Annotated in this window: 19 protein-coding genes and 2 pseudogenes; 4 read left to right on the forward strand and 17 right to left on the reverse strand. The window is 43.5% G+C overall.

Annotation, left to right across the window (positions count from 1 at the left end; genetic code table 11):
• Positions 1-30: 30 nt before the first annotated feature.
• The 9 genes from deoC to ubiT form a co-directional block, all read right to left on the reverse strand.
• The gene (gene deoC, locus BS333_RS10890; RefSeq protein WP_021708160.1) at positions 31-807 is read right to left on the reverse strand and encodes a deoxyribose-phosphate aldolase; all 777 of its coding nucleotides are present in this window, start codon (positions 805-807) and stop codon (positions 31-33) included.
• Positions 808-1,339: 532 nt separating this feature from the next.
• Positions 1,340-2,623 (reverse strand): NupC/NupG family nucleoside CNT transporter, encoded by a 1,284-nt coding sequence (locus BS333_RS10900; RefSeq protein ID WP_021708159.1) that lies wholly within the window; start codon positions 2,621-2,623, stop codon positions 1,340-1,342.
• Positions 2,624-2,820: 197 nt separating this feature from the next.
• Entirely contained in the window at positions 2,821-3,600 is a 780-nt protein-coding gene (locus BS333_RS10905) for a TatD family hydrolase (protein WP_021708158.1), read from the reverse strand.
• Positions 3,587-3,754: a DUF5363 family protein gene (locus BS333_RS22055; RefSeq protein ID WP_021708157.1), complete on the reverse strand. Its 168-nt coding sequence runs from the start codon at positions 3,752-3,754 to the stop codon at positions 3,587-3,589. Before BS333_RS22055 ends, BS333_RS10905 begins: the two co-directional genes overlap by 14 nt.
• A 124-nt stretch (positions 3,755-3,878) precedes the next feature.
• The gene (gene prfC, locus BS333_RS10910; RefSeq protein ID WP_021708156.1) at positions 3,879-5,468 is read right to left on the reverse strand and encodes a peptide chain release factor 3; all 1,590 of its coding nucleotides are present in this window, start codon (positions 5,466-5,468) and stop codon (positions 3,879-3,881) included.
• Between the two features lie 179 nt (positions 5,469-5,647).
• Positions 5,648-6,106 (reverse strand): ribosomal protein S18-alanine N-acetyltransferase, encoded by a 459-nt coding sequence (gene rimI, locus BS333_RS10915; protein WP_021708155.1) that lies wholly within the window; start codon positions 6,104-6,106, stop codon positions 5,648-5,650.
• 11 nt (positions 6,107-6,117) lie between these two features.
• Complete coding sequence (locus BS333_RS10920) at positions 6,118-6,537, reverse strand: DNA polymerase III subunit psi (RefSeq protein WP_021708154.1); 420 nt, start codon at positions 6,535-6,537, stop codon at positions 6,118-6,120.
• Between the two features lie 195 nt (positions 6,538-6,732).
• Complete coding sequence (locus tag BS333_RS10925) at positions 6,733-7,236, reverse strand: GNAT family N-acetyltransferase (RefSeq protein WP_021708153.1); 504 nt, start codon at positions 7,234-7,236, stop codon at positions 6,733-6,735.
• Positions 7,220-7,747 (reverse strand): ubiquinone anaerobic biosynthesis accessory factor UbiT, encoded by a 528-nt coding sequence (gene ubiT / locus BS333_RS10930; protein WP_021708152.1) that lies wholly within the window; start codon positions 7,745-7,747, stop codon positions 7,220-7,222. The genes BS333_RS10925 and ubiT overlap by 17 nt, the downstream gene beginning before the upstream one ends.
• A 472-nt stretch (positions 7,748-8,219) precedes the next feature.
• Between ubiT and BS333_RS22600 the strand changes: the two are divergent.
• The 4 genes and pseudogenes from BS333_RS22600 to BS333_RS10945 all read left to right on the forward strand — a co-directional run.
• Positions 8,220-8,738 (forward strand): annotated as a pseudogene (locus BS333_RS22600) (PAS domain-containing protein); the annotation flags it as partial.
• A gap of 126 nt (positions 8,739-8,864) precedes the next feature.
• Positions 8,865-10,367 (forward strand): annotated as a pseudogene (locus BS333_RS10935) (putative bifunctional diguanylate cyclase/phosphodiesterase); the annotation flags it as partial.
• Positions 10,368-10,493: 126 nt separating this feature from the next.
• Entirely contained in the window at positions 10,494-11,507 is a 1,014-nt protein-coding gene (gene ubiU / locus BS333_RS10940; RefSeq protein ID WP_021708150.1) for a ubiquinone anaerobic biosynthesis protein UbiU, read from the forward strand.
• A gap of 14 nt (positions 11,508-11,521) precedes the next feature.
• Positions 11,522-12,397, forward strand: coding sequence for a U32 family peptidase (locus BS333_RS10945; protein ID WP_021708149.1), 876 nt, complete (start codon positions 11,522-11,524; stop codon positions 12,395-12,397).
• A gap of 122 nt (positions 12,398-12,519) precedes the next feature.
• Here BS333_RS10945 and BS333_RS10950 read toward each other — a convergent pair whose 3' ends face one another.
• The 8 genes from BS333_RS10950 to infB all read right to left on the reverse strand — a co-directional run bounded on the left by BS333_RS10950 (position 12,520) and on the right by infB (position 22,484).
• Entirely contained in the window at positions 12,520-13,866 is a 1,347-nt protein-coding gene (locus BS333_RS10950; RefSeq protein ID WP_021708148.1) for an MATE family efflux transporter, read from the reverse strand.
• 57 nt (positions 13,867-13,923) lie between these two features.
• Positions 13,924-14,337 carry a MarR family winged helix-turn-helix transcriptional regulator gene (locus BS333_RS10955; RefSeq protein ID WP_021708147.1) on the reverse strand — a complete coding sequence of 138 codons (414 nt, stop codon included), beginning with the start codon at positions 14,335-14,337 and terminating at the stop codon, positions 13,924-13,926.
• A 74-nt stretch (positions 14,338-14,411) separates the two neighbouring features.
• Positions 14,412-15,314 (reverse strand): lipoprotein NlpI, encoded by a 903-nt coding sequence (nlpI, locus tag BS333_RS10960; RefSeq protein ID WP_021708146.1) that lies wholly within the window; start codon positions 15,312-15,314, stop codon positions 14,412-14,414.
• A gap of 173 nt (positions 15,315-15,487) precedes the next feature.
• Entirely contained in the window at positions 15,488-17,596 is a 2,109-nt protein-coding gene (pnp, locus tag BS333_RS10965; RefSeq protein WP_021708145.1) for a polyribonucleotide nucleotidyltransferase, read from the reverse strand.
• A 318-nt stretch (positions 17,597-17,914) separates the two neighbouring features.
• Complete coding sequence (gene rpsO, locus BS333_RS10970; RefSeq protein ID WP_021708144.1) at positions 17,915-18,184, reverse strand: 30S ribosomal protein S15; 270 nt, start codon at positions 18,182-18,184, stop codon at positions 17,915-17,917.
• Between the two features lie 151 nt (positions 18,185-18,335).
• Positions 18,336-19,280, reverse strand: a complete 945-nt coding sequence (gene truB, locus BS333_RS10975; protein WP_021708143.1) for a tRNA pseudouridine(55) synthase TruB — start codon at positions 19,278-19,280, stop codon at positions 18,336-18,338.
• Complete coding sequence (gene rbfA, locus BS333_RS10980) at positions 19,280-19,687, reverse strand: 30S ribosome-binding factor RbfA (RefSeq protein ID WP_021708142.1); 408 nt, start codon at positions 19,685-19,687, stop codon at positions 19,280-19,282. Before rbfA ends, truB begins: the two co-directional genes overlap by 1 nt.
• 109 nt (positions 19,688-19,796) lie before the next feature.
• Positions 19,797-22,484, reverse strand: a complete 2,688-nt coding sequence (infB, locus tag BS333_RS10985) for a translation initiation factor IF-2 (RefSeq protein WP_021708141.1) — start codon at positions 22,482-22,484, stop codon at positions 19,797-19,799.
• Positions 22,485-22,487 lie beyond the last annotated feature (3 nt).

Here is a 22,487-nt window from a genome sequence, read left to right on the forward strand (position 1 = left end):
AATTCATCACACTACCCAATACCTGAAGGATTAATACGCAGCAGGATCCGCTACGTCATCAGAGACTTCCAATGTGTTAAGCAAGTTAGTGAGCAAACTTGATGCGCCAAAGCGGTAGTGGCGGGCATCGACCCAGTTATCACCCAAGATTTCATCAGCCATGGCTAAGTATGCCGCTGCATCTTCAGCAGTACGCACGCCACCAGCAGGTTTGAAGCCAACCGATTCAGCCACTCCCATATCACGAATCACTTCAAGCATCATTCGTGCATACTCTGGGGTTGCATTAACTGGTACTTTACCGGTGGAGGTTTTAATGAAGTCTGCACCCGCTTCAATACAGATTTGAGAAGCTTTTTTGATCAAGGCTTCTTGTTTCAGTTCACCCACTTCGATGATCACTTTAAGAAGCACATCACCACAAGCTTCTTTACATCGTTTAACTAATTCAAAACCAACTTTGTCATCGCCTGCCATCAAAGCACGGTATGGGAAAACAACGTCCACTTCATCAGCACCGTAAGCAACGGCTGCTTTCGTTTCAGCAACTGCAATTTCGATATCATCGTTGCCATGTGGGAAGTTCGTGACCGTTGCAATACGCACTTCCGGCGTACCTTGTTCACGAAGCGTTTTCTTGGCAATAGGAATAAAGCGAGGGTAGATACAAATGGCTGCCGTATTACCTACCGCTGATTTAGCGTCATGACATAACGCAACCACTTTAGCATCCGTATCATCATCATTTAGCGTCGTTAAATCCATCAGTTTGAGAGCACGTAACGCTGCCGCTTTTAGATCGCTCATTTCTATTTTCTCCAATCAATATTCAAAAAAATTGACCACTCTTTTCCGAGCTAAGTAATTAGGGTATGTTGACCCTAGTTCAACTAACCGCAAAATTCTGTGAGTGGCCTTTTCATGAACGGACTTGTTTCCTTGAAGACTCGGTCTTGGGACAAAGCGTTCCCCAAACCGATTGCTATCCTTATCACCGCACAGTACCTAGTTGGTCTATGGCACTACAATCTCTCTATGATTGCCGTGTCTTTAATATCACATCGCACAGTAAAACGCTTGTGCAATTTGGTATGAAAGGGACTATCCATCCTGAGACTTTTACTCAAGAGTCGCCTTGTCTCGAAATACAAGCTCTTGATAAAAGTAACAGCCCGTACCTTATAGCGTTTCACAAGAGAACTATAGCAACAAAAAGGACGCAAACGGTTTGTATCTCAAAATTAGTTGCTTTCTTTTCGATGGAACAAAAAATAATGCCCTGAAGCGATTGCTCACTTCAGGGCATTGACTCAGCATCTCTAAAGAGAAGCGGGATAGATTACATTGCAGCTAAGCTCAGGCAGAAACCAGCGATGGTAGCAGCCATAAGGTTAGATAAAGTACCCGCTAATACCGCTTTGATACCCATACGAGCAATATCACTACGACGGTTTGGAGCAAGGCTACCAAGGCCACCTAATAGGATGGCGATAGAAGACAGGTTAGCAAAGCCACACAGTGCGAATGAGATAATCGCTGTTGTCTTATCAGACATTACTTCACCAGTCGCTGCAATAACTTGTGCATTTTCAACAATGTAAGGAACAAAGTTCAGGTAAGCAACAAACTCGTTAACAACAATTTTTTGTCCGATGAATGAACCAGCAACCACAGCTTCGTCCCAAGGAACACCAATTAGGAACGCAAGTGGTGAGAACGCATAGCCTAGGATAAGCTCTAGAGTCAATTCAGGCATACCGAACCAAGCGCCGATACCACCTAACATGCCGTTAAGAAGAGCGATTAAGCCAACAAAAGCAATCAGCATCGCGCCTACGTTAAGTGCTAACTGTAGACCAGATGCTGCACCGCCTGCTGCTGCATCGATAACGTTTGTTGGTTTGTCAGCACTGCTCTCTAGCGCTTCATTGATGTCTTCTAGAGGCTTATCCGTTTCAGGAATAAGGATTTTAGCGAACAGTAGACCACCTGGTGCAGCCATAAATGATGCCGCTACTAGGTACTCAAGAGGTACACCCATAGAAGCGTAACCCGCTAGTACACCACCCGCTACAGATGCTAGACCACCACACATTACCGCAAATAACTCAGATTGAGTCATGTTTGGAACGAAAGGACGAACAACGAGAGGAGCTTCAGTTTGACCAACGAAAATGTTAGCTGCTGCAGACATGGATTCCGCACGAGAAGTACCAAGCGTTTTTTGTAGTGCACCACCAAGAATCTTGATAACCCACTGCATAACGCCAATGTAGTAAAGAACTGAAATCAGTGCTGAGAAAAAGATCAGTGTCGGAAGAACGCGGAATGCGAAGATAAAGCCGCCGCCGCCGAAGACTTCGAACATCTTGTCAGAAACAAGACCACCGAATAGGAAAGATGAGCCATCGTTACCGTAGTTGATAACGTTAGCAACACCATTTGAGAAACCGTTTAATAAATCACGGCCCCAAGGTACGTAAAGAACAAATGCACCCAGTGCAAATTGGATAGCGAATGCGCCACCCACAGTTCTAAAGTTGATAGCTTTACGGTTAGATGAGAAGGCAAATGCAATAGCAAGTAGCACAACCATACCGACTAGGCTCATAAACAGGCTCATAGTTTATGACTTCCTTATAAGTTTATTGGCGTATAATAAAATGGAGCTATAAAAGCGGGGCAATTATACTCATGGCCTCGCTATTAAAGTAATGGGGGTCTCACAGTTTCTTATAACATTCATGATTGATTCATGTAATTTTGTGATAAAAGTCACAATAAAAAGCGGAACATTTTCTGCTTCTTCTAACTTATTTTTTAGTTAGACCTAATTAACCCAAATAAAGAATGACTGTTTTGCCACAGCGATTCAGCAATCGATTGCGCACTTTCATTACGTAATAAGGATAGTTCATTAAAAATTAAGCGCGCTTTTTCTGGGTGATTGGGCTCCCCTTGATACCCAAGTAATGGCATATCTGGTGCGTCGGTTTCCAAAACCAAACAACTCAAGGAAAGTTTTTGAATAGCTGTACGAGTTTTATTGGCTCTCGGATAGGTAATCGTCCCTCCGACTCCGATAAAAAAACCTAATCGCACCCACTCCATCGCTTGCTGATAGCTGCCTGAAAAAGCATGCAACACGCCACCTTTCGGCAATTTAGCGGCTTTAACTATTTGGATAAGACGGTTGTGCGCCTTTCGGCTGTGTAAAATAACCGGCAGATCGAACTGTCTTGCTAGTTCGAATTGCAATTCAAGTGCCTGCTCTTGAAGCTCGACAGGCACATCTATAGCAAAGTCCAAACCACACTCTCCTATGGCAACACATTGTCGGTTGGTTGAGGAAAGTAACGATTCCAGTTCTGGGACAAACTGCTCAAACTCTGGTTTTAGAAAATAGGGATGAAAACCCAGCGCATAATAAAGCTGAGAGTATTGATTGGCCAGATCTTGAATACGAGCCCAGTTACTTGGCCCAATAGACGGAATCAAAATACGCTCTACCCCTTGCTCACGAGCAAGGTCAACCTGGTAAGCAAAATCCTGCTGAAAGACATCGAAATCAAAATGGCAGTGGGTATCAAACAGTTTCATTGTTTGCTTTCTCTTGCTCTGCTTTATTAGCAGGCACACCTTTATGAGCTAGGTCTTGTTTATACGGAACACAACTGCGCTTTTGATCAGGCGTCAACCCCATCTCTTTACACCAATCGTCATAGCGTTTGAGTCCTTTCTTAAACCAGTTCATTACACACCCTTTTTTTCACTCATAGAATTCGCGTTACGCCAAATAAAAAAACGCCGTTAGCGATAAGTGTATAGCTAACGGCGGTTTATGATCTAGTTTACGATGTAAAGCGAGTTAGATTCGATTAGTGCTCACGAGTCGCACGGAAATCGATATCAGGGAAACGCTCTTGCGCTAGATTTAGGTTAACCATAGTTGGCGCGATGTACGTTAGGTTATCACCACCGTCCAATGCTAGGTTGGTTTGGTTCTTACGTTGGAACTCGTCCAGTTTCTTCGCATCGTCACACTCCACCCAACGCGCGGTTGCTACGTTGACGCCTTCGTAGATCGCTTCAACGTTGTATTCTGACTTCAAGCGAGCCACAACCACGTCAAACTGAAGCACACCAACCGCACCAACGATCAGGTCGTTGTTTTGCAGTGGACGGAATACCTGTACCGCACCTTCTTCAGAAAGCTGAACCAGACCTTTCAGTAGCTGCTTTTGTTTCAATGGATCTTTTAGACGAATACGACGGAACAGTTCTGGCGCGAAGTTTGGAATCCCAGAGAACTTCAGCGCTTCTCCTTGAGTGAACGTATCACCAATTTGGATGGTACCGTGGTTGTGAAGACCAATGATGTCACCCGCGTAAGCATGCTCTGCGCGAGAACGGTCGCCTGCCATAAAAGTTACCGCATCTGAAATACTTACTTGCTTGCCAAGACGAACGTGGTTCATCTTCATGCCTTGAGTGTAAGTACCCGATACGATACGCATGAATGCGATACGGTCACGGTGCTTTGGATCCATGTTGGCTTGGATCTTAAATACGAAGCCTGAGAACTTGTCTTCTGTCGCTTCCACATCACGCTCTACTGCTTGACGAGTTTTCGGCGCTGGCGCCCACTCAGTTAGGCCATCTAGCATGTGGTCAACACCAAAGTTACCTAGTGCAGTACCGAAATAAACTGGTGTGAGTTCACCAACAAGGAATGCTTCGTGATCAAATTCAGGGCAAGCGCCCATAACAAGTTCAAGCTCTTCACGAACGCTCGCGGCTAGGCTTTCACCTACCTTCTCATCCAATTCTGGGTTATCCAAACCTTTGATGATACGCACTTCTTGGATTTCATGCCCATGACCTGATTCGTACAGAATCGTTTCGTCACGATGAATGTGGTAAACACCTTTAAACTCTTTACCACAGCCGATTGGCCAGGTAATTGGCGCACACATCATGCCCAGCTCGTTTTCTACTTCATCCAATACTTCCATTGGATCACGAACGTCACGGTCAAGTTTGTTCATGAAGGTTACGATTGGCGTGTCACGCAGACGTGTTACTTCCATCAGCTTACGAGTACGATCCTCGACACCTTTCGCCGCATCGATCACCATCAGACATGAGTCCACCGCCGTAAGAGTACGGTAAGTATCTTCCGAGAAGTCTTCGTGTCCAGGAGTATCAAGTAGGTTTACCAGACAATCGTTGTACGGGAACTGCATGACAGACGTAGTAACCGAGATACCACGTTCCTTTTCCATTTCCATCCAGTCTGATTTTGCATGCTGTGCGTTACCACGACCTTTAACCGTACCTGCTTTTTGGATCGCGTTTCCGAATAACAGTACTTTTTCAGTAATGGTGGTTTTACCCGCATCCGGGTGAGAAATAATAGCGAACGTTCTACGTTTAGAAACTTCGCCTAGAAAAGGTGTATTTGACATGAAACTGGTCTTCTTTGATGTCTGATAGCTTGCTCAATATTCAAACAAGCTTTATTCGATTCAATATTGCGCGATATTCTCGCTTATTATTGCTTTAGGGGCAACCAATGATATCTTCCCAATGACTAAGTCGCATAACCTAAGCTTTTAAAACACTCCGTTGAAGAAGTATAAAAAACTCAGTTGAAGAAGAATAAATAGCTCATAATAAGTGCGTCTTCTTTACCTTTATTGTTCTTGGCTGGGTAATAATTATAACGACGATCTACTTCATTGAAGCCAGCTTGCTCATAAATATGAATCGCAGAAAGGTTACTTTCTCGAACCTCTAACCAAGCACTCTCAGCGTTTGCTTGCTGACAAACCGCCAAGAAAGCCTCTAATAGCTTGCGTCCTAGCCCTTTGCCTTGCTGCTCAGTGGCAATAGTAATATTCAGTAACGTCACTTCCCCAACAATATTTTGGGCATAAAAGTAACCGACCACTTGCTTCTCTTTAAGCAATACATGATGACAAGCCCCTCGACTGGAAAGGTCTCTAATCAACGATTCAGCCCAAGGGTGTGAGTGAGCCTGCTGCTCAATTTGCCAAACTTGATCTAAATGCTCTTCTGTCATGGGGGTTATTTGAATTGTCACGCCTTTCTCCATCATGAATAAGAACAAATTTGCAACCACAAGGCGCGGCGTTGCTCAGTATTACCATCAATATCTTGTAAAAGCGGCGAATGAAGTTGCTTTATCTCACTGTTCTTGATTGCTTCATAGTCGTTATCACTTGCTTCACACCCTGCAAGCCAGATCCACTCTAAGTCATGTGTACCCAGTTGAGAAAGCTGCTGAGGTTCCAGATGAAGTGCATCATCCAGAGAGAGCTTAATACTCTTCAATACACGCTCAAGCATCAATGCGGTTTGGCCTTCTGGGCATTTCGGCGAGACGAGCAGTAATTTACAAGAACAAGGTAAATTGAGTGGCGGAGCTTGATAGCCAAGTATTTTTTCTGGATGGATCAGTTCCCATGTACTGATTCCCATTTCTTGTAAATAGTGATTTTGCTTGATGGACATTGATTGCTACCTCTTGGAACGACATTATCTTATCAGACTTCCTCGCTAACGTCAGAAAGCATGCCCATTTTCGTTATTATTTGACATCAAGTTACTAGAATACGTCCAATCGGCACAACCAAACACCATGCTATCTAACACAAAGCTCCCAACACCAAGCCCGCGTTCTTGAAACAGGCTCAGTATTTAAAAGCGCTACAGTTCTGAAAACTCATTGGCATAATCAATTCGCCCAGAATGTCCTTGGCAATGGCCTTTGATTAACTCAGCAATACGAAATGCACCAGGTGGAACTTCCCACGCACAATCAAAACCAATTTCATCTGCGGCTTTAAAGCCAAAACGTGAGTAATAGTTTGGGTCACCTAATACGACACATACTGGATACCCAAAGTCACATAAAGACTCAAAACCTGCTTTTATTAATTCAGCCCCTATGCCTTGTCGACGATATTTTTCATCCACAGCCAAAGGTGCCAAGCCTTGCCATAACAGATCTTCACCATTAACCAACACTGGGGTAAATAAAGCATGACCAATGACTTCCCCTTCATCAGTACAAGCCACCAGCGATAAAGTAAGTTTACCGTTTTCACGCAATTTCATCACAAGGTTGGCTTCTGCATCAGTCGGAAAGGCGGCTTTCAACAAACGGTCAATAGTGAGAATATCCGCAGGTGCTTCAGTTCGAATAAGCATTTGCAACTCCGTTTTTTTGTACAGGTGCTTGGATACCTTTTTGAACAAAGTCAGCTAGCATTTCCAAAGCAATCTGCATAGATTTGGGTAACTGCTCCAAATCAACACTGTCCATTAAGTTTTTCACTTCTAAACCCAGTTCAGTATCGCCTTCAATCGAGAGGCGACGTTGGAAAAACAACGTATCAGGGTCTTCTTTGCGACCAGCAATTAGCACTAAGTCGTTTAGATTACCACTAAAACACACATTTTCCTGAACCAATTTATCGGCAACGATCAATTTGTCATTTTGATAACTGATATACCACGCTAAATTGAGATCTTTAACCTCAACTTTCAACCATTTATCTTTTAGAAATTCAAAGTCTCCATCTTCTAATGCCTCTTGAAAAACCATTTCCAGTCCATCTAATAATGCTTTCCTTTGCACACTTAGAGGAAGTAACTGTATTGGCGAACGTAAAATGAATGCGGCTTTGGTAACAAGTTGATGGCGAATTTTATTTAACACGCTTAGTTTCCGTCGGTTATGTTCGATAAACCATGGTACGAAATCGTCTTACTTTGATACCTGTTATGAATCAAAAAACGGTCACTTTATTGTTCAGTTATTCAATATATACCCAAGTAACTTCAAGATTCTATGTTCAGCGAGATAGCCTTAACTCTCAGGCGTGTCACTTGGGTATAATCAACTAACCTCAAGATACTTGGGTATACCTAAAACACCAAATCATAAATCAAACCAATTGCGATTCGTACTTTCACAACAGAGGTTTCAAAGTTATAGTTATAAATTCCCCGATATAATACCTTCCAAGTGCCAAACTCAATGCATATTAAGGATTTGCTGTATCGTTCAAGGGGAAAGTAAGAATACCTTTCTGGCTTTAAGAGAATACACGAAGCCACCTCAATGAATAAATGCCTCTTGAGAGTTATCAGGGGTACATTGGAAGTTTTGAAATGCAGGTCTAACATTGATGCCTTATCAGCAATTACAACATTGGTTCACCGCACTAACAGCAAACAGCCCCTTTTTTTATGCCGTTATTGACAAAGACTACCATTATAAAATGGTCAGCAACCGCTACTGTGAGCTTGCTGGTTTGTCTCAAGAGCAGCTTGTCGGCTTAACTGACGAACAGACCCTCGGCGCACAATATTATCAAAAACTGACGCCATACTATCAACGGGCATTTAATGGCGAGTATCTGAATGCTGAAATTACCTTAAATGAAACACAGCTAGAAACAAGATTACACTTCACTTTGACGCCTATTTATGAAGAGCAGGCAATCAATGCCGTGTTTTTCCATGCTATCGATACGTCGGAGCAACAGATACTTTCACGCTCCTTAGAGGCTTCTGAACAAAAGTTCTCTCAATTAACCCAAACACTGTCAGATGGTGTACTGCTAGTAAAAGAAGGCATAATCGTCACTGCCAACCCTTCAGCAGCTCGATTACTGAATGTAAACACACAAGATGAATTAATTGGTACCGCCTTTACCCCATGGTTCATGGATGCTGATGGCTTTGTGAGTGCTGATAGCTTTGAGAGTACTGATAGCTTTGAGAGTACTGATAGTTGTAAGAGTGCTGATAGTTGTAAGAGTGCTGATAGCTTCGTGGAAACTGACAGTCAAAAATCATTCAGCCATAACCTCTCTCATTTTCTCTCAAGTAAGCCGTATCGATGCCTAACTAGCCCAAAGCATGGACAAGCAAGAAGACTTCAATTACAAAGTAACACACTTATCAGCTTCGGTGAGTCTGCAAGGCTTATTCTTATTCAAGATGAAGATCATTCGACACCACATAACTTACCCATCTTTTACCGTGATGCTGACATTGATGACTTCACGAAGCTGCTTAGCCGCCAAGGGTTTGCTAAAAAAGTCGATCAATTAATTGAAGATAAAACACCACAACTATTGCTCTACTTAGACATCGATAATTTCAAAGACATTAATGATTCTCTAGGCCATCTTATTGGTGATAGCGTCATACAAGAAATTGCCAAACGGCTGAAACGGATGCTACCTAATCAATGTATTATTGGTCACTTAGGCGCCGATGAATTTGGGGTACTCTTGCCTAACCCAGAAACCACTCATTCCGCAGACATCTTGTCTCAACAACTCATTTCTCTAATCAATCAACCATTTGATTTAAAGCACTTTACTAAACGATTAACCTGCTCTGTCGGCAGCGTCCATTATCCACAAGATGGACAAAATGCTCGCATTCTATTGCAAAATGCCGATACCGCCATGCATGAAGCTAAAAAACGAGGTTGCAACCGGTTAAGTCAATTCAACGAGCGTATGAATAAAGAAGCTCGTATGCGATTATGGCTTGAAATAGAACTTCAGAAAGCTCTGCAGCAAAATAGCCTCGAAGTCTGGTATCAACCCAAAGTGACAACACGTGACTTTAGCATCAATGGAGCCGAAGCACTTGTTCGCTGGAAGCACCCAGTGGAAGGCTACATCAGCCCCAGTGTCTTCATTCCAGTTGCTGAGCAGGCAGGCCTGATAGAGCAGTTAGGCCGGATCGTAATGAGAGAAGTTTTTGCTAATGTTAAACATTGGAAACACCAGGGTATTCTTCCCGGACGTATTGCGATTAACCTTTCTGCGCAACAGTTCCAAAACCCACATTTGATCGATTATGTCGAAAAGATGATTCGCACTACCGAAATTGATCCGAGCTGCATTACTTTTGAATTAACAGAAAGCGCCGTAATGAGTGACAGTCAGCACACATTACAAATGCTTAACTCAATCAAGAAATTAGGCTTTGCCTTATCAATAGACGACTTTGGCACTGGTTACTCTTCTCTGTCCTACTTAGCTCGATTTCCGATTGATGAGCTTAAAATTGACCGTGAATTTATCAACGATATCGATATGTCACCCAAACAAGTCACCGTCATTGAAAATATTATCAATCTAGGTAAATCTCTGAATTTAAATGTGGTAGCCGAAGGCGTCGAAAGCCACCAACAAGCAGCTTTACTCTCCAACCTGCAATGCCATTCCATTCAAGGTTTTCATTTTTATCGACCTCAGCCCAAACATGATGTGGAAACCCTATTCGCCCAATGTCTTTACCAGAAAAGCTAGCGAACTCTTATTGGCTTCGACGAAAACAACTAAGGATCTAAAGTAAACATAATTTAGGTCAAGTTGAGCAAAGCCTATTCTCCATAAAATATTCGCTCCTTTTTATTTGTTTAATATCGTGATTATATGGAACTTCTGTGTCCTGCAGGTAACTTGCCTGCGCTTAAAACCGCCATTGATTGCGGCGCTGATGCCGTTTACATTGGCTTTAAAGATGACACCAATGCCCGTCATTTTGCAGGCCTTAACTTCAACGCAAAAAAATTAGAGAAAGCGGTACAGTATGTCCATGAGAGAAACAAAAAAATCCACGTTGCATTAAATACTTTTGCGCATCCCAATGGATTTAATCGCTGGACAAATGCCGTTGACCATGCTGCTGCATTAGGGATTGATGCCCTAATTATCGCAGACATTGCTGTCTTAGAGTATGCATCAAAAACCTACCCACATCTCGAATTACACCTATCCGTTCAAGCCTCCGCAACCAATCTTGCGGCGATAAACTTCTATAAAGAAAACTTTAATATTAAGCGCGTTGTTCTCCCGAGAGTACTGTCTATCCATCAAGTTAAGCAACTTTCTCGACACATTCCGAGTGATGTCGAGTTAGAGGTGTTTGGGTTTGGGAGTTTATGTATCATGTCAGAAGGACGCTGTTACCTCTCGTCCTATCTGACTGGCGAGTCCCCAAATACCGCAGGTGCATGCTCTCCGGCTCAGTATGTTCGCTGGCAAGAAACCTCACAAGGCTTAGAATCACGACTCAATAATATTCTGATTGATCGCTATCAAGAAAGTGAATCATCCGGCTATCCGACTCTATGCAAAGGTCGTTTCGACATTGATCTTACTGGAGAAAGAAAACGCTACCATGTGTTAGAAGAGCCTACCAGCTTAAATACCTTATCGATATTACCTGAGTTATTTGCCGCCAATGTCGCCTCAGTAAAAATTGAAGGACGCCAACGAAGTCCAGCTTATGTTGAACAAGTGACACGAGCTTGGCGTGCTGCCATTGATAGCTATCAGTCAAATCCCGAAGCGTATCAAGTGAACAATGACTGGAATACTGCATTAGCGAATGTCTCTGAAGGCAGACAAACCACTTTAGGTGCTTACCATCGTCAATGGCAATAAAAGAGAATAATGCAATGAAATACTCCTTAGGTCCACTCCTGTACTTCTGGCCTAAACAAGAAGTGGAAAGCTTTTATCAGCAAGCAAAACAGTCCTCAGCCGATATCATCTATTTAGGCGAAACCGTATGTTCAAAAAGGAGAGAACTCAAACCCAAACAATGGTTCGAGGTTGCCAAATCTCTCGCAGAAGAAGGCAAACAAGTGGTTCTCTCAACCATGGCCTTATTGGAAGCCCCGAGTGAACTGTCGATAATGAAAACACTGATCGACAATGGCGAATTTATAATAGAAGCCAATGACGTTTCAGCCATTCAATTAGCCCATGAGAAAAAAGTGCCATTTGTCGTTGGTCCTGCGGTTAACAGCTACAATGCCCAAACTCTCAATCTTTTCCTAAACAAAGGTATGATCCGCTGGTGCATTCCTGTTGAGCTATCTCGGGAGTGGTTGGTGGATATTTTGACGCAGTGTGATGAGCTTGGTATTCGTCACAAATTCGAAGTGGAAGTATTCAGCCATGGTTACCTTCCACTCGCCTACTCTGCACGCTGTTTTACTGCTCGTGCAGAAAATAGAGCCAAGGATGCATGCCAAACCTGCTGTATAAAGTACCCAAGCGGTATGGTAGTTAAAAGCCAAGAAGGCCAGGAAATCTTTAACCTTAATGGTATTCAAACTCAATCAGGCTATTGCTATAACTTAGTAAATGAGCTGCCAGCAATGCAGGGGGTCGTTGATGTCGTGCGTTTAAGTCCACTCGGCCTAAGTACTTTATCTCAGTTGAATCAGTTCCGAGCTAATCAACAAGGAAGTGCTCCTCAAAGACTTTCAAAACTTGAATGTAATGGATATTGGCACCGTCTATCAGGTCTAGATGTCAAAAGTTAGTCGCACTTTGGACAACGAAACATACCCAAGTCACCTCAAAGGTCTTGGGTAAGATTTTAGGGTTTATTGAACTTTGTCATCACAATAATAGCATTCAACAAACCCTAGCATTTTCGTCAGCCTTAAGAAGGTTGGGCGACAGACTCAAACGAATCCTGACGGTTAAGCTGGCGGACATCACGCCACATCATAATCATAACCACCACTGTCAAGGCAATATTAGACAGTGGAAAGGCGATCCATATGCCAGTAACACCCAGTAGTTTCGGCATAATAAACAAGAAAGGCAACTGAATTAACATATTACCAATCGTGACGAACATGGCTTTGCTCCCCTTATTGACGGATTGATAATACGCCGCAGCGACCACTAAAAAACCATCCAAGAACAAAGCAAACATATGCAAGCGAATACCCACAACCGTGCTTTCAATTAAAGCTTGATCCGTGCTATTAAATACAGACACAAATTCATACGGGAAAATATTCAGCAAAATAACAAACGCGATGCCCCCCAGAACTGAGGTACCCAACGATATTTTCAATAACTTGCGAATATTTTCGTTATTTTGGGCACCATAATTATAACTCACCAATGGTTGCATGCCATTAGCAATACCTTCCGCAACCAGATAGTACACAGTAACGATATAGCCCAAGATCGCATAAGCACCAATCAATAAGGCACTACCATGCTGAGCAAATAAACTGTTATGCAAAGCAATCATCATCGAGCCGTAAGCATACATAAAAAAGCTCGACGTACCGATGACAAGGATTCTAGGAATTACATTAACCTGAACATCAAGTTGACTCCAAGACAAACGCATATTCGCTCTCGAAGTAAAGAAGTAGCCAACACCCAATACGGTTACTACCATCTGTGCTATCGCTGTTGCAATCGCAGCTCCAGTAAGCTCCCAACCCAGCCAAGCAATGAATGCATAATCCAATACAATATTGATGACTGCACCTATCACCATCAAGATAGTAGCTAAGTTAGGGCTATCATCATTACGCAGCAGAAAAGGAATCGCAATTGAACCCAACGAAAATACACATGCTACACCTAAAACCTTTAGGTACTGCAAGCCAAGTTCATACACTCGTCCCTCGGCGCCTTGCCAACGGATGAAATCATCGGCAAAAAAGTGCAATATTACCGCCACTACTGGCATAATAGCGATCAATATCATCAAGCCCGTCGTGAGAATGCGTTTCGCACCTTCACTGTCCTTTTCTCCCTGCTTTATTGAGGCTAGAGCCCCCGTACCGACACCGATCATCATACCAATACCAAGAATAGAGCCGATAATTGGCCAAGCTACGTTAATTCCTGCTAATCCATCAGCTCCCACATAACGACCAATAAAAATACCATCAACAACTTGATATAATCCATTAACCAACATCGCCGCAACGGTCGGAATCGTATACTTCCAAAACTGTTTATAGATAGCGTTTTTCATCACTTCCACCACACATAGTTAGCCAAGCTAACTAATTAGACAAAAATAAATTATAATTTAGCCACTCAATGCCTTATCTAACAGACTTTGTAATTGATTGACTTCTTGTTGATCGAGCTTAGACATCAACTGAGTTGAGATATCTTTATAAACAACCTTTTCTAAGGACATCTCTTGCAGCACTTTTTCTGTCAGTAGTACGCGTTTTGCACGTGCATCTTCATGACAATTGACTCTTTTAACTAGACCTTTTTTTACTAATCGAGCCACCATATTAGAGACCGAAGGCTTAGTCACTTGAAGAGATTCTGCTAGATCAGTAATTCGAATCCCTTCAGGATAAAGTTGAATCACTCGCAGATAATCGAACTCGTTAAAACTTAGATGAGCGAGTGGATCTTCTTTTGCGTAAACCCTCCACGCTTTTGCACAAAAGCGCTCTAAGTCGATTAAGCTTTCTTCTAATGCCATTACATCACCCATTGGTTAGCTAGGCTAACTATTTTAACCTCGAACTTCGAAGCCCTCAAGAAAAATAAACCGCCTTATGACGGTTTATTTTTCTCTAGTGCATCTTTTTGTAATCGCTCAAAGATTTGTGCAAGTTCTAAGAATGAATAACGGTGCTCAATGTACTCGTATACATTAAACGAAATCGCCAGCTTGTATAAAGAGACTGCTTCGGCGGTCTTTCCCTCTAGCTGAGAACGTTTACCTAAATAAAAATAGGCCTCTGTCAAATGCTCAGCCAGACGGTAGTTTTCATTAGAGCCTGCCATTATTGCTTGAAATGCAGCTTGGTCACTGACATCTCGAAGCATAATCGCCACTAGAGCCCAACCCCACTCTTCACTTCGATCACGTTGATAACGTTGTTGAAGACTCGCTTTGGCTTGCTCAGGATTTTTTTCGGCTTCAATAATATACAGCCATAGAGCCCGGAAAGGGTCACTTGGCATGGCCTGATAATGCGCCGTCATTTCTTCAAGTGCGAGATCGGTCCGACCTCCATAATAAAGTGCAATCGCACGGTTTCTCTCAGCATAGGAGTTATCAGGAGCAAGCTCTAATGTCGAGTCAAAGGCTTCATAAGCCGCATCAAACTCCCCTACTTGAGTGAAATAAACGCCTAAAAGATTAAAAATATCTGGCTGAGCAGGATTCAATTGTAATGACTGATTGAAATCCAATCGAGCAAGGTCACGCAAGCCAACACTGTCATAATAACTTCCGCGCTCGTAATGCATCTTGGCTCGAACTGCTGGCTGCAAATCAGGACGTTGTAAAAGCTGCGAAAGTCGAGCAATCTGCACTTCCTGTTGTACATTCGGCTGAAGAGCTACCGCCATTGGTGGATACAGAAAGTTTGATGAAGAGGACTGATTTACATTAGCACAACCAGCCAGAACCAACGCCATACCAATACTTGCGGTTTGCAACCATTTCACAATGAGAACTCCTTTATAGACCACCTATGGTCTGAGTATGTGTTATATCTACCTGAGAAAATATCAGTTATTAGGATAAAAATCTCCTAAAATCAACCCAAAAAAAAGGGAGCGAAAAACGCTCCCCTTTATATCATGTAATAAGCTAATCAGTGAATGAAACCTGTAAAGTTCTACTCACTTGCTGCTTCAGGTTTTTCTACTGCTTCTTTCATGCTCAAACGAACACGACCTTGACGATCAATTTCAAGTACTTTTACTTGTACTTCTTGACCTTCAGTTAAGTAGTCAGACACTTTCTCAACACGTGTTTCAGCAATTTGAGAGATGTGTACCAGACCATCTTTACCAGGAAGGATAGTGACAAACGCACCAAAGTCCGCTAGACGCGCAACTTTACCTGTGTAGATACGGCCTACTTCAACTTCAGCAGTGATTTCTTCGATACGGCGGATCGCTTCTTTCGCTGCAGCGCCTTCCGTTGCTGCAATTTTGATTGTACCGTCATCTTCGATTTCAATTGTTGTACCCGTTTCTTCGGTTAGAGCACGGATAACAGCGCCACCTTTACCAATGACGTCTTTGATCTTCTCTGCACTGATCTTCATCATATGAATACGTGGTGCAAATTCAGAGATATCTTCACGAGCGCCAGAGATCGCTTCATCCATTACAGATAGGATGTGCTTACGTGCACCTTGAGCTTGGTTAAGCGCAATTTGCATGATCTCTTTAGTGATACCTTCGATCTTGATGTCCATTTGAAGTGCAGTGATACCAGTGTTAGTACCTGCTACTTTAAAGTCCATGTCACCTAGGTGGTCTTCATCACCAAGGATGTCAGAAAGAACAACGAAGTCGTCGCCTTCTTTAACAAGACCCATTGCGATACCCGCAACAGAAGACTTAATTGGCACACCTGCGTCCATAAGAGCAAGAGAAGTACCACATACAGAAGCCATTGAAGAAGAACCGTTAGATTCTGTGATTTCCGATACAACACGTACTGTGTATGGGAACTCATCAACAGAAGGCATTACTGCTGCGATACCGCGTTTAGCCAGTTTACCGTGACCGATTTCACGACGCTTAGGAGAACCTACAAAACCAGTTTCACCAACACAGTATGGAGGGAAGTTGTAGTGTAGTAGGAAGTGATCTTTACGCTCACCTGTTAGCTCGTCGATGATTTGAGCGTCACGCTGCGTACCTAGAGTCGCCGTTACTAGCGCCTGAGTTTCACCACGAGTAAAGAGTGAAGAACCGTGAGTACGAGGAAGAACACCAGTACGTACGTCAAGCGCACGAACCATGTCTTTTTCACGACCATCGATACGTGGGTTACCAGCGATGATGCTGCGACGTACAACTGTCTTCTCTAGATCGTGGAAGATAGTGTGGATTTCTTTTGTGTTTGCTTCTGGATCTTCAGCAAGCAGCACTTCGTTAACTTCACCAGCGATTTCGTGGATACGGTCGTAACGAGCCATCTTCTCAGTGATTTGGTAAGCTTCAACCAGTTTCGTTTCAGCAAGTTCAGCGATCTTAGTAACCAGCGCAGTGTTCTCTGCTGGTGCAACCCAATCCCAAGCAGGAGTAGCAACTTCAGCTTTGAATTCGTTGATTGCTTTAATCACTACTTGTTGTTGATCGTGACCGAATACAACCGCAGATAGCATTTCTTCTTCAGTTAGGTTGTCAGCTTCTGATTCAACCATTAGTACTGCCGATTCAGTACCCGCAACAACTAGGTCTAGCTTAGATGCTTCTAGCTCAGTGTTACTTGGGTTAAGTACTAGTTGACCGTCGATGTGACCAACACGCGCAGCACCGATAGGACCGTTGAACGGAATACCAGAGATAGCTAGTGCAGCAGACGTACCAATCATTGTTGGGATGTCTGGTTGAACGTCTGGGTTCACAGATACTACTGTTGCAATAACTTGTACTTCGTTTTTAAATGCATCTGGGAATAGAGGACGGATTGGACGGTCAATTAGACGAGCCGTTAGCGTTTCGCCTTCAGAAGGACGACCTTCACGCTTGAAGAAACCACCAGGGATTTTACCTGCTGCGTAAGTACGCTCTTGGTAGTTAACGGTTAGAGGGAAGAAGTCTTGACCTTCTACCGCTTCTTTCTTACCTACTACAGATACGAATACTGCTGTATCGTCCATAGTAACCATAACTGCAGCCGTAGCTTGACGTGCAATAACGCCAGTTTCTAGAGTAACGGTGTGGTTACCGTACTGGAACGTTTTAACAACTGGTTTTTCGAACATTGTTATTCCTTGTTTGTAAATATTTTCTGTATTTCAAAAATATTTAAGGTCTGTGAATTGAACCCCAAGGCATTACGAATCGCGACTAGTAAAAATAAACTAAGTAAGCGGCTATGCCCACTGAAGCAATTCATTTTTAATAGTCGCGACCTTTTGGTCGACGTGGTTGACTGTAATGCAATGAGTTTAATGTAAACCTCTAATACGAGATTTAATCGCGTGTAGTATAACGGTATAAGCGCTATTTGGCTAAATTTAGTCAATAAAAAAAGGGGCATAATGCCCCTTTTTTTTTACAAACTGCTATGCAGTCGCTGATTAGCGACGTAGGCCTAGACGCTTGATTAGGTCTTGGTAGCGAGCTAGATTTTTACCTTTTAGGTAATCTAGAAGCTTACGACGACGAGAAACCATACGTAGAAGACCACGACGGCTGTGGTGATCGCCTTTGTGTGCTTTGAAGTGACCTTGTAGGTGGTTGATAGAAGCTGTAAGTAGAGCTACTTGAACTTCTGGTGAACCTGTATCGCCTTCAACTTGCGCGTATTCTGCAACGATTGCTGCTTTAGTTTCTGCATTCAGAGACATAATTCTCTCCTAATAAGAGTAAAGTTTAAATTTGTAGCAGCCAATCTCTGATTCAGCCGCTACGCGAAGCGCGAATTATAAGGAAGTTTCTCTATTCACGCAATATAAAAATACCAGCATTCAGGCTGGTATTTGGTTGAACGTTGTGAAGCTATTCTTCGTCGCGAAAAACCACCAAACGCTTGGGCGCAACTTTGCCGTCATCGTTCACTTCAGCGACACCAATAAACTGCTTGTCTTCACCAGAAGTCATACGAATTGGCGTACCTTCAGGTGCACCCAAAACCTGTACTGGCATACCGTGTTGGACTAAATGAGTGAGTTCAGCGTTTAAATTCACCTCAGGTAAATCTTCAACCGCAGTGTCCATTGGCAATAAAAGTGGGTCAAGCAATTCTTTCGGTGCGACTTCATCACGGTGTGCTTGTTCTAACAGTTCATTTAACTGCTCTAGTGTCACCATTTTTTCATATGGATACTTAGCAACACCAGTACGACGAAGCATGGTCACGTGTGCGCCACAACCAAGCATTTCACCTAGATCATCAACGATAGTACGGATATAAGTGCCTTTCGAGCAATGCACTTCCATCTCAACTTCATCACCTTCAAAGCGGTGAAGTACAATTTCGTATACCGTGATCTTACGAGATTCACGCGGTACGGCAATACCTTTACGGGCGTATTCGTATAGCGGCTTACCTTGGTATTTCAAAGCTGAGAACATTGAAGGTACTTGATCGGATTCTCCACGGAAAGTATCAATGCACGCTTCTAATTTCTCTAAGTTTACGTCAATAGGACGCGTCTCTACCACCTCACCGTCAGAATCAGACGTATCCGTGCGCTCACCAAGCTTTGCAATTACACGGTAGCGCTTATCTGAGTCCAACAAGAACTGAGAAAATTTGGTTGCTTCGCCTAAACAGATCGGCAACATACCCGTCGCGAGTGGATCCAATGCCCCCGTATGACCCGCTTTCTCAGCAAAGTAGATACGCTTTACTTTTTGCAGTGCATCATTGGAGGAAATGCCTGTTGGTTTATCCAACAGAATGACACCATTAATTGGACGACCTTTACGACGACGAGCCATTACTCTTCCCCTGCCTGATCTTCTTCACGCCCTGAACCTTGCTGTCTACGTTTATCTTCGTTGACAACTTCAGAGACTAAGTTAGACATACGCATACCTTCAACCAAAGTATTGTCGTAATGGAAACGAACCTCTGGCGTTAGACGTAAGCGAATGCGTTTGCCTAACATCATGCGAATATGAACTTCGTGCTCACGAAGCGCTGCTAGGCATGATTCTGGCGTTTGCTCACCGACACACAAAAAAGTAACAAATACTTTGGCATAAGCAAGGTCACGAGACACTTCAACATCTGAAATGGTAACCATACCTAGGCGAGAATCACGAACTTCGCGTTGAAGGATCATCGCCAGTTCTTTTTGCAGCTGCTGAGAAACACGCTGCGTGCGGCTAAATTCTTTTGACATAATTATTCTCTTATATAGAAAGAATGGGGGGATGGTCAAGCCAGCCCCCCATGGTGTATTCAACAACCAATCACTATTTGTCTTCTCGACATTTAGTCATTTTCGTCAATTAGTCTAGAGTACGTTTAATTTCAACGATTTCGAATACTTCGATCTGGTCGCCTACGCGAACATCGTTGTAGTTCTTAACGCCGATACCACACTCGTAACCATTTTTAACTTCTTGAACATCATCTTTAAAGCGACGTAGTGATTCAAGCTCACCTTCGTAGATAACAACGTTATCACGTAGTACACGGATTGGGTTGTTACGCTTAATCAGACCTTCAGTTACCATACAACCAGCGATTGCACCAAGCTTCGGTGACTTAAATACGTCACGTACTTCAGCAAGACCAATGATTTCTTGCTTGAATTCTGGAGCAAGCATACCGCCCATTGCTTGTTTCACTTCGTCAATCAATTGGTAAATGATTGAGTAGTAACGTAGGTCAACGCTTGCTGCTTCAATCGCACGACGAGCAGATGCATCCGCACGTACGTTAAAGCCAAGGATGATTGCGTTTGAAGCTTCTGCAAGAACTGCGTCAGTCTCAGTAATACCACCTACACCAGAACCAACAATGTTTACTTTCACTTCGTCAGTAGACAGTTTCAGTAGTGAATCAGCAATCGCTTCCACAGAACCTTGTACGTCCGCTTTCAGAACAACATTAAGTTCAGCAACTTCACCAGCCGTCATGTTAGAGAACATGTTCTCTAGTTTAGATTTCTGTTGACGAGCAAGTTTCACTTCACGGAACTTGCCTGCACGGTAGTTTGCAACTTCACGCGCTTTACGCTCATCACGTACTACTGTTGCTTCGTCACCTGAAGATGGTACACCTGAAAGACCTAGGATCTCTACAGGGATAGATGGACCAGCTTGAGTAATTTCTTTACCTAGTTCGTCGCGCATTGCACGAACACGGCCGTATTCTTGACCACAAAGGACGATATCACCTTTGTTCAGCGTACCAGATTGAACAAGCACTGTTGCTACTGGACCACGGCCTTTATCTAGACGAGATTCAACAACCACACCAGATGCCATGCCTTCCGCTACCGCTGTCAACTCAAGAACTTCAGATTGAAGGAGGATAGCTTCTAGAAGACCATCAATGTTTGTCCCCTGTTTTGCAGAGATGTGAACGAACATGTTCTCACCGCCCCACTCCTCAGGAATAACATCGTATTGAGCCAGCTCATTTTTAACGTTATCTGGGTTTGAATCTTCTTTATCGATCTTGTTCACTGCAACGATCAGTGGCACACCTGCCGCTTTTGCGTGTTGAATCGCTTCAACTGTCTGTGGCATTACACCATCGTCTGCTGCAACAACTAGGACTACGATATCTGTCGCTTGAGCACCACGAGCACGCATAGCGGTAAACGCCGCGTGTCCAGGAGTATCAAGGAAAGTGATCATACCGTTTTCAGTTTCAACGTGGTAAGCACCGATGTGCTGTGTAATACCACCCGCTTCGCCAGACGCAACGTGAGTACGACGAATGTAGTCCAACGTAGACGTTTTACCATGGTCAACGTGACCCATGATTGTTACAACTGGTGCGCGTGGTACTGCGTCTGCATTTGTATCACGGTCAGATAGTACGGCTTCTTCCAGCTCGTTTTCTTTACGAAGAACCACTTTGTGACCCATTTCTTCAGCCACAAGTGCCGCTGTTTCTTGGTCGATCACTTGGTTGATGGTCGCCATTGCACCCATCTTCATCATGACTTTGATAACTTCTGTCGCTTTAACCGACATCTTGTTAGCAAGTTCAGAAAGAACGATTGTCTCACCAATCATTACGTCTTGTTTTGCAACCGTTGCTGATTTATCAAAACCATGTTGCATTGAAGAAGGCTTCGCAAGTTTAGTTTTATTGCGACCACCCCTACCGCCGCGCTGATTGCGGCCACCGCGAGGTGCTTCTTCTTTGGTTGCTTTCTTCTTCTTACGACGACCGCCACCTTCTTGCTGACGGTCAGCTGCATCTTCTGCTTCACGAGCATAGCGAGAAGTCGTTACATGATAGTCAGAGTTTTCAAGCTCTTTCTTTTTAGTCTCTTGTTCAGACCAACGAGCTTCATTTTCTTCTGCTAATTTACGAGCTTCTTCAACAAGTTTTGCTGCTTCTTGCTCTGCTTTACGTTGAGCTTCTTGCTCCTGACGAGCTTTTAGCTCATCAGCTTCTTTTTTAGCTTTCGCGTTCACGTCAGCGTTTTTTGCATTCATTTCTTTCTTGGCCTTTTCAGCTTGTGCACGTTTTGCCTGTTCTTCAGCTTCACGTTTTGCATCCGCTTCACGTTTTGCTTTCTCATCGGCTTCGCGCTGTGCTTTCTCTGCAGCTTCACGTTTAGCTTGTTCTTCAGCTTCACGTTTCGCAAGCTCTTCAGCTTCACGTTTTGCTGCTTCCTCAGCCTCACGTTTTGCATCGTCTTCGATAGTGCTGCGCTTCACATAGGTGCGCTTCTTACGCACTTCTACTTGAACATCCTTACTTTTGCCGCCACCTGCTGCAACACTTAACGTACTGCGAGTCTTACGTTGAAGCGTCAAACGAGTGGGTTCAGATTCACCCGACGTATCGCCGTGCTCTTTTTTCAAATGAGTTAAAAGCTTTTGCTTTTCCTCATCTGAGACATGGTCAGAACTTGCCTTGTTCATACCCGCGTCAGCAAGTTGTTCCATTAAGCGGTCGACTGGAGTACCAATCTCTTCACTCAGAGCTTTAACTGTTAATTGTGTCATGCC

This window comes from Vibrio azureus, from assembly GCF_002849855.1.
Classification (GTDB): Bacteria; Pseudomonadota; Gammaproteobacteria; order Enterobacterales; family Vibrionaceae; genus Vibrio; species Vibrio azureus.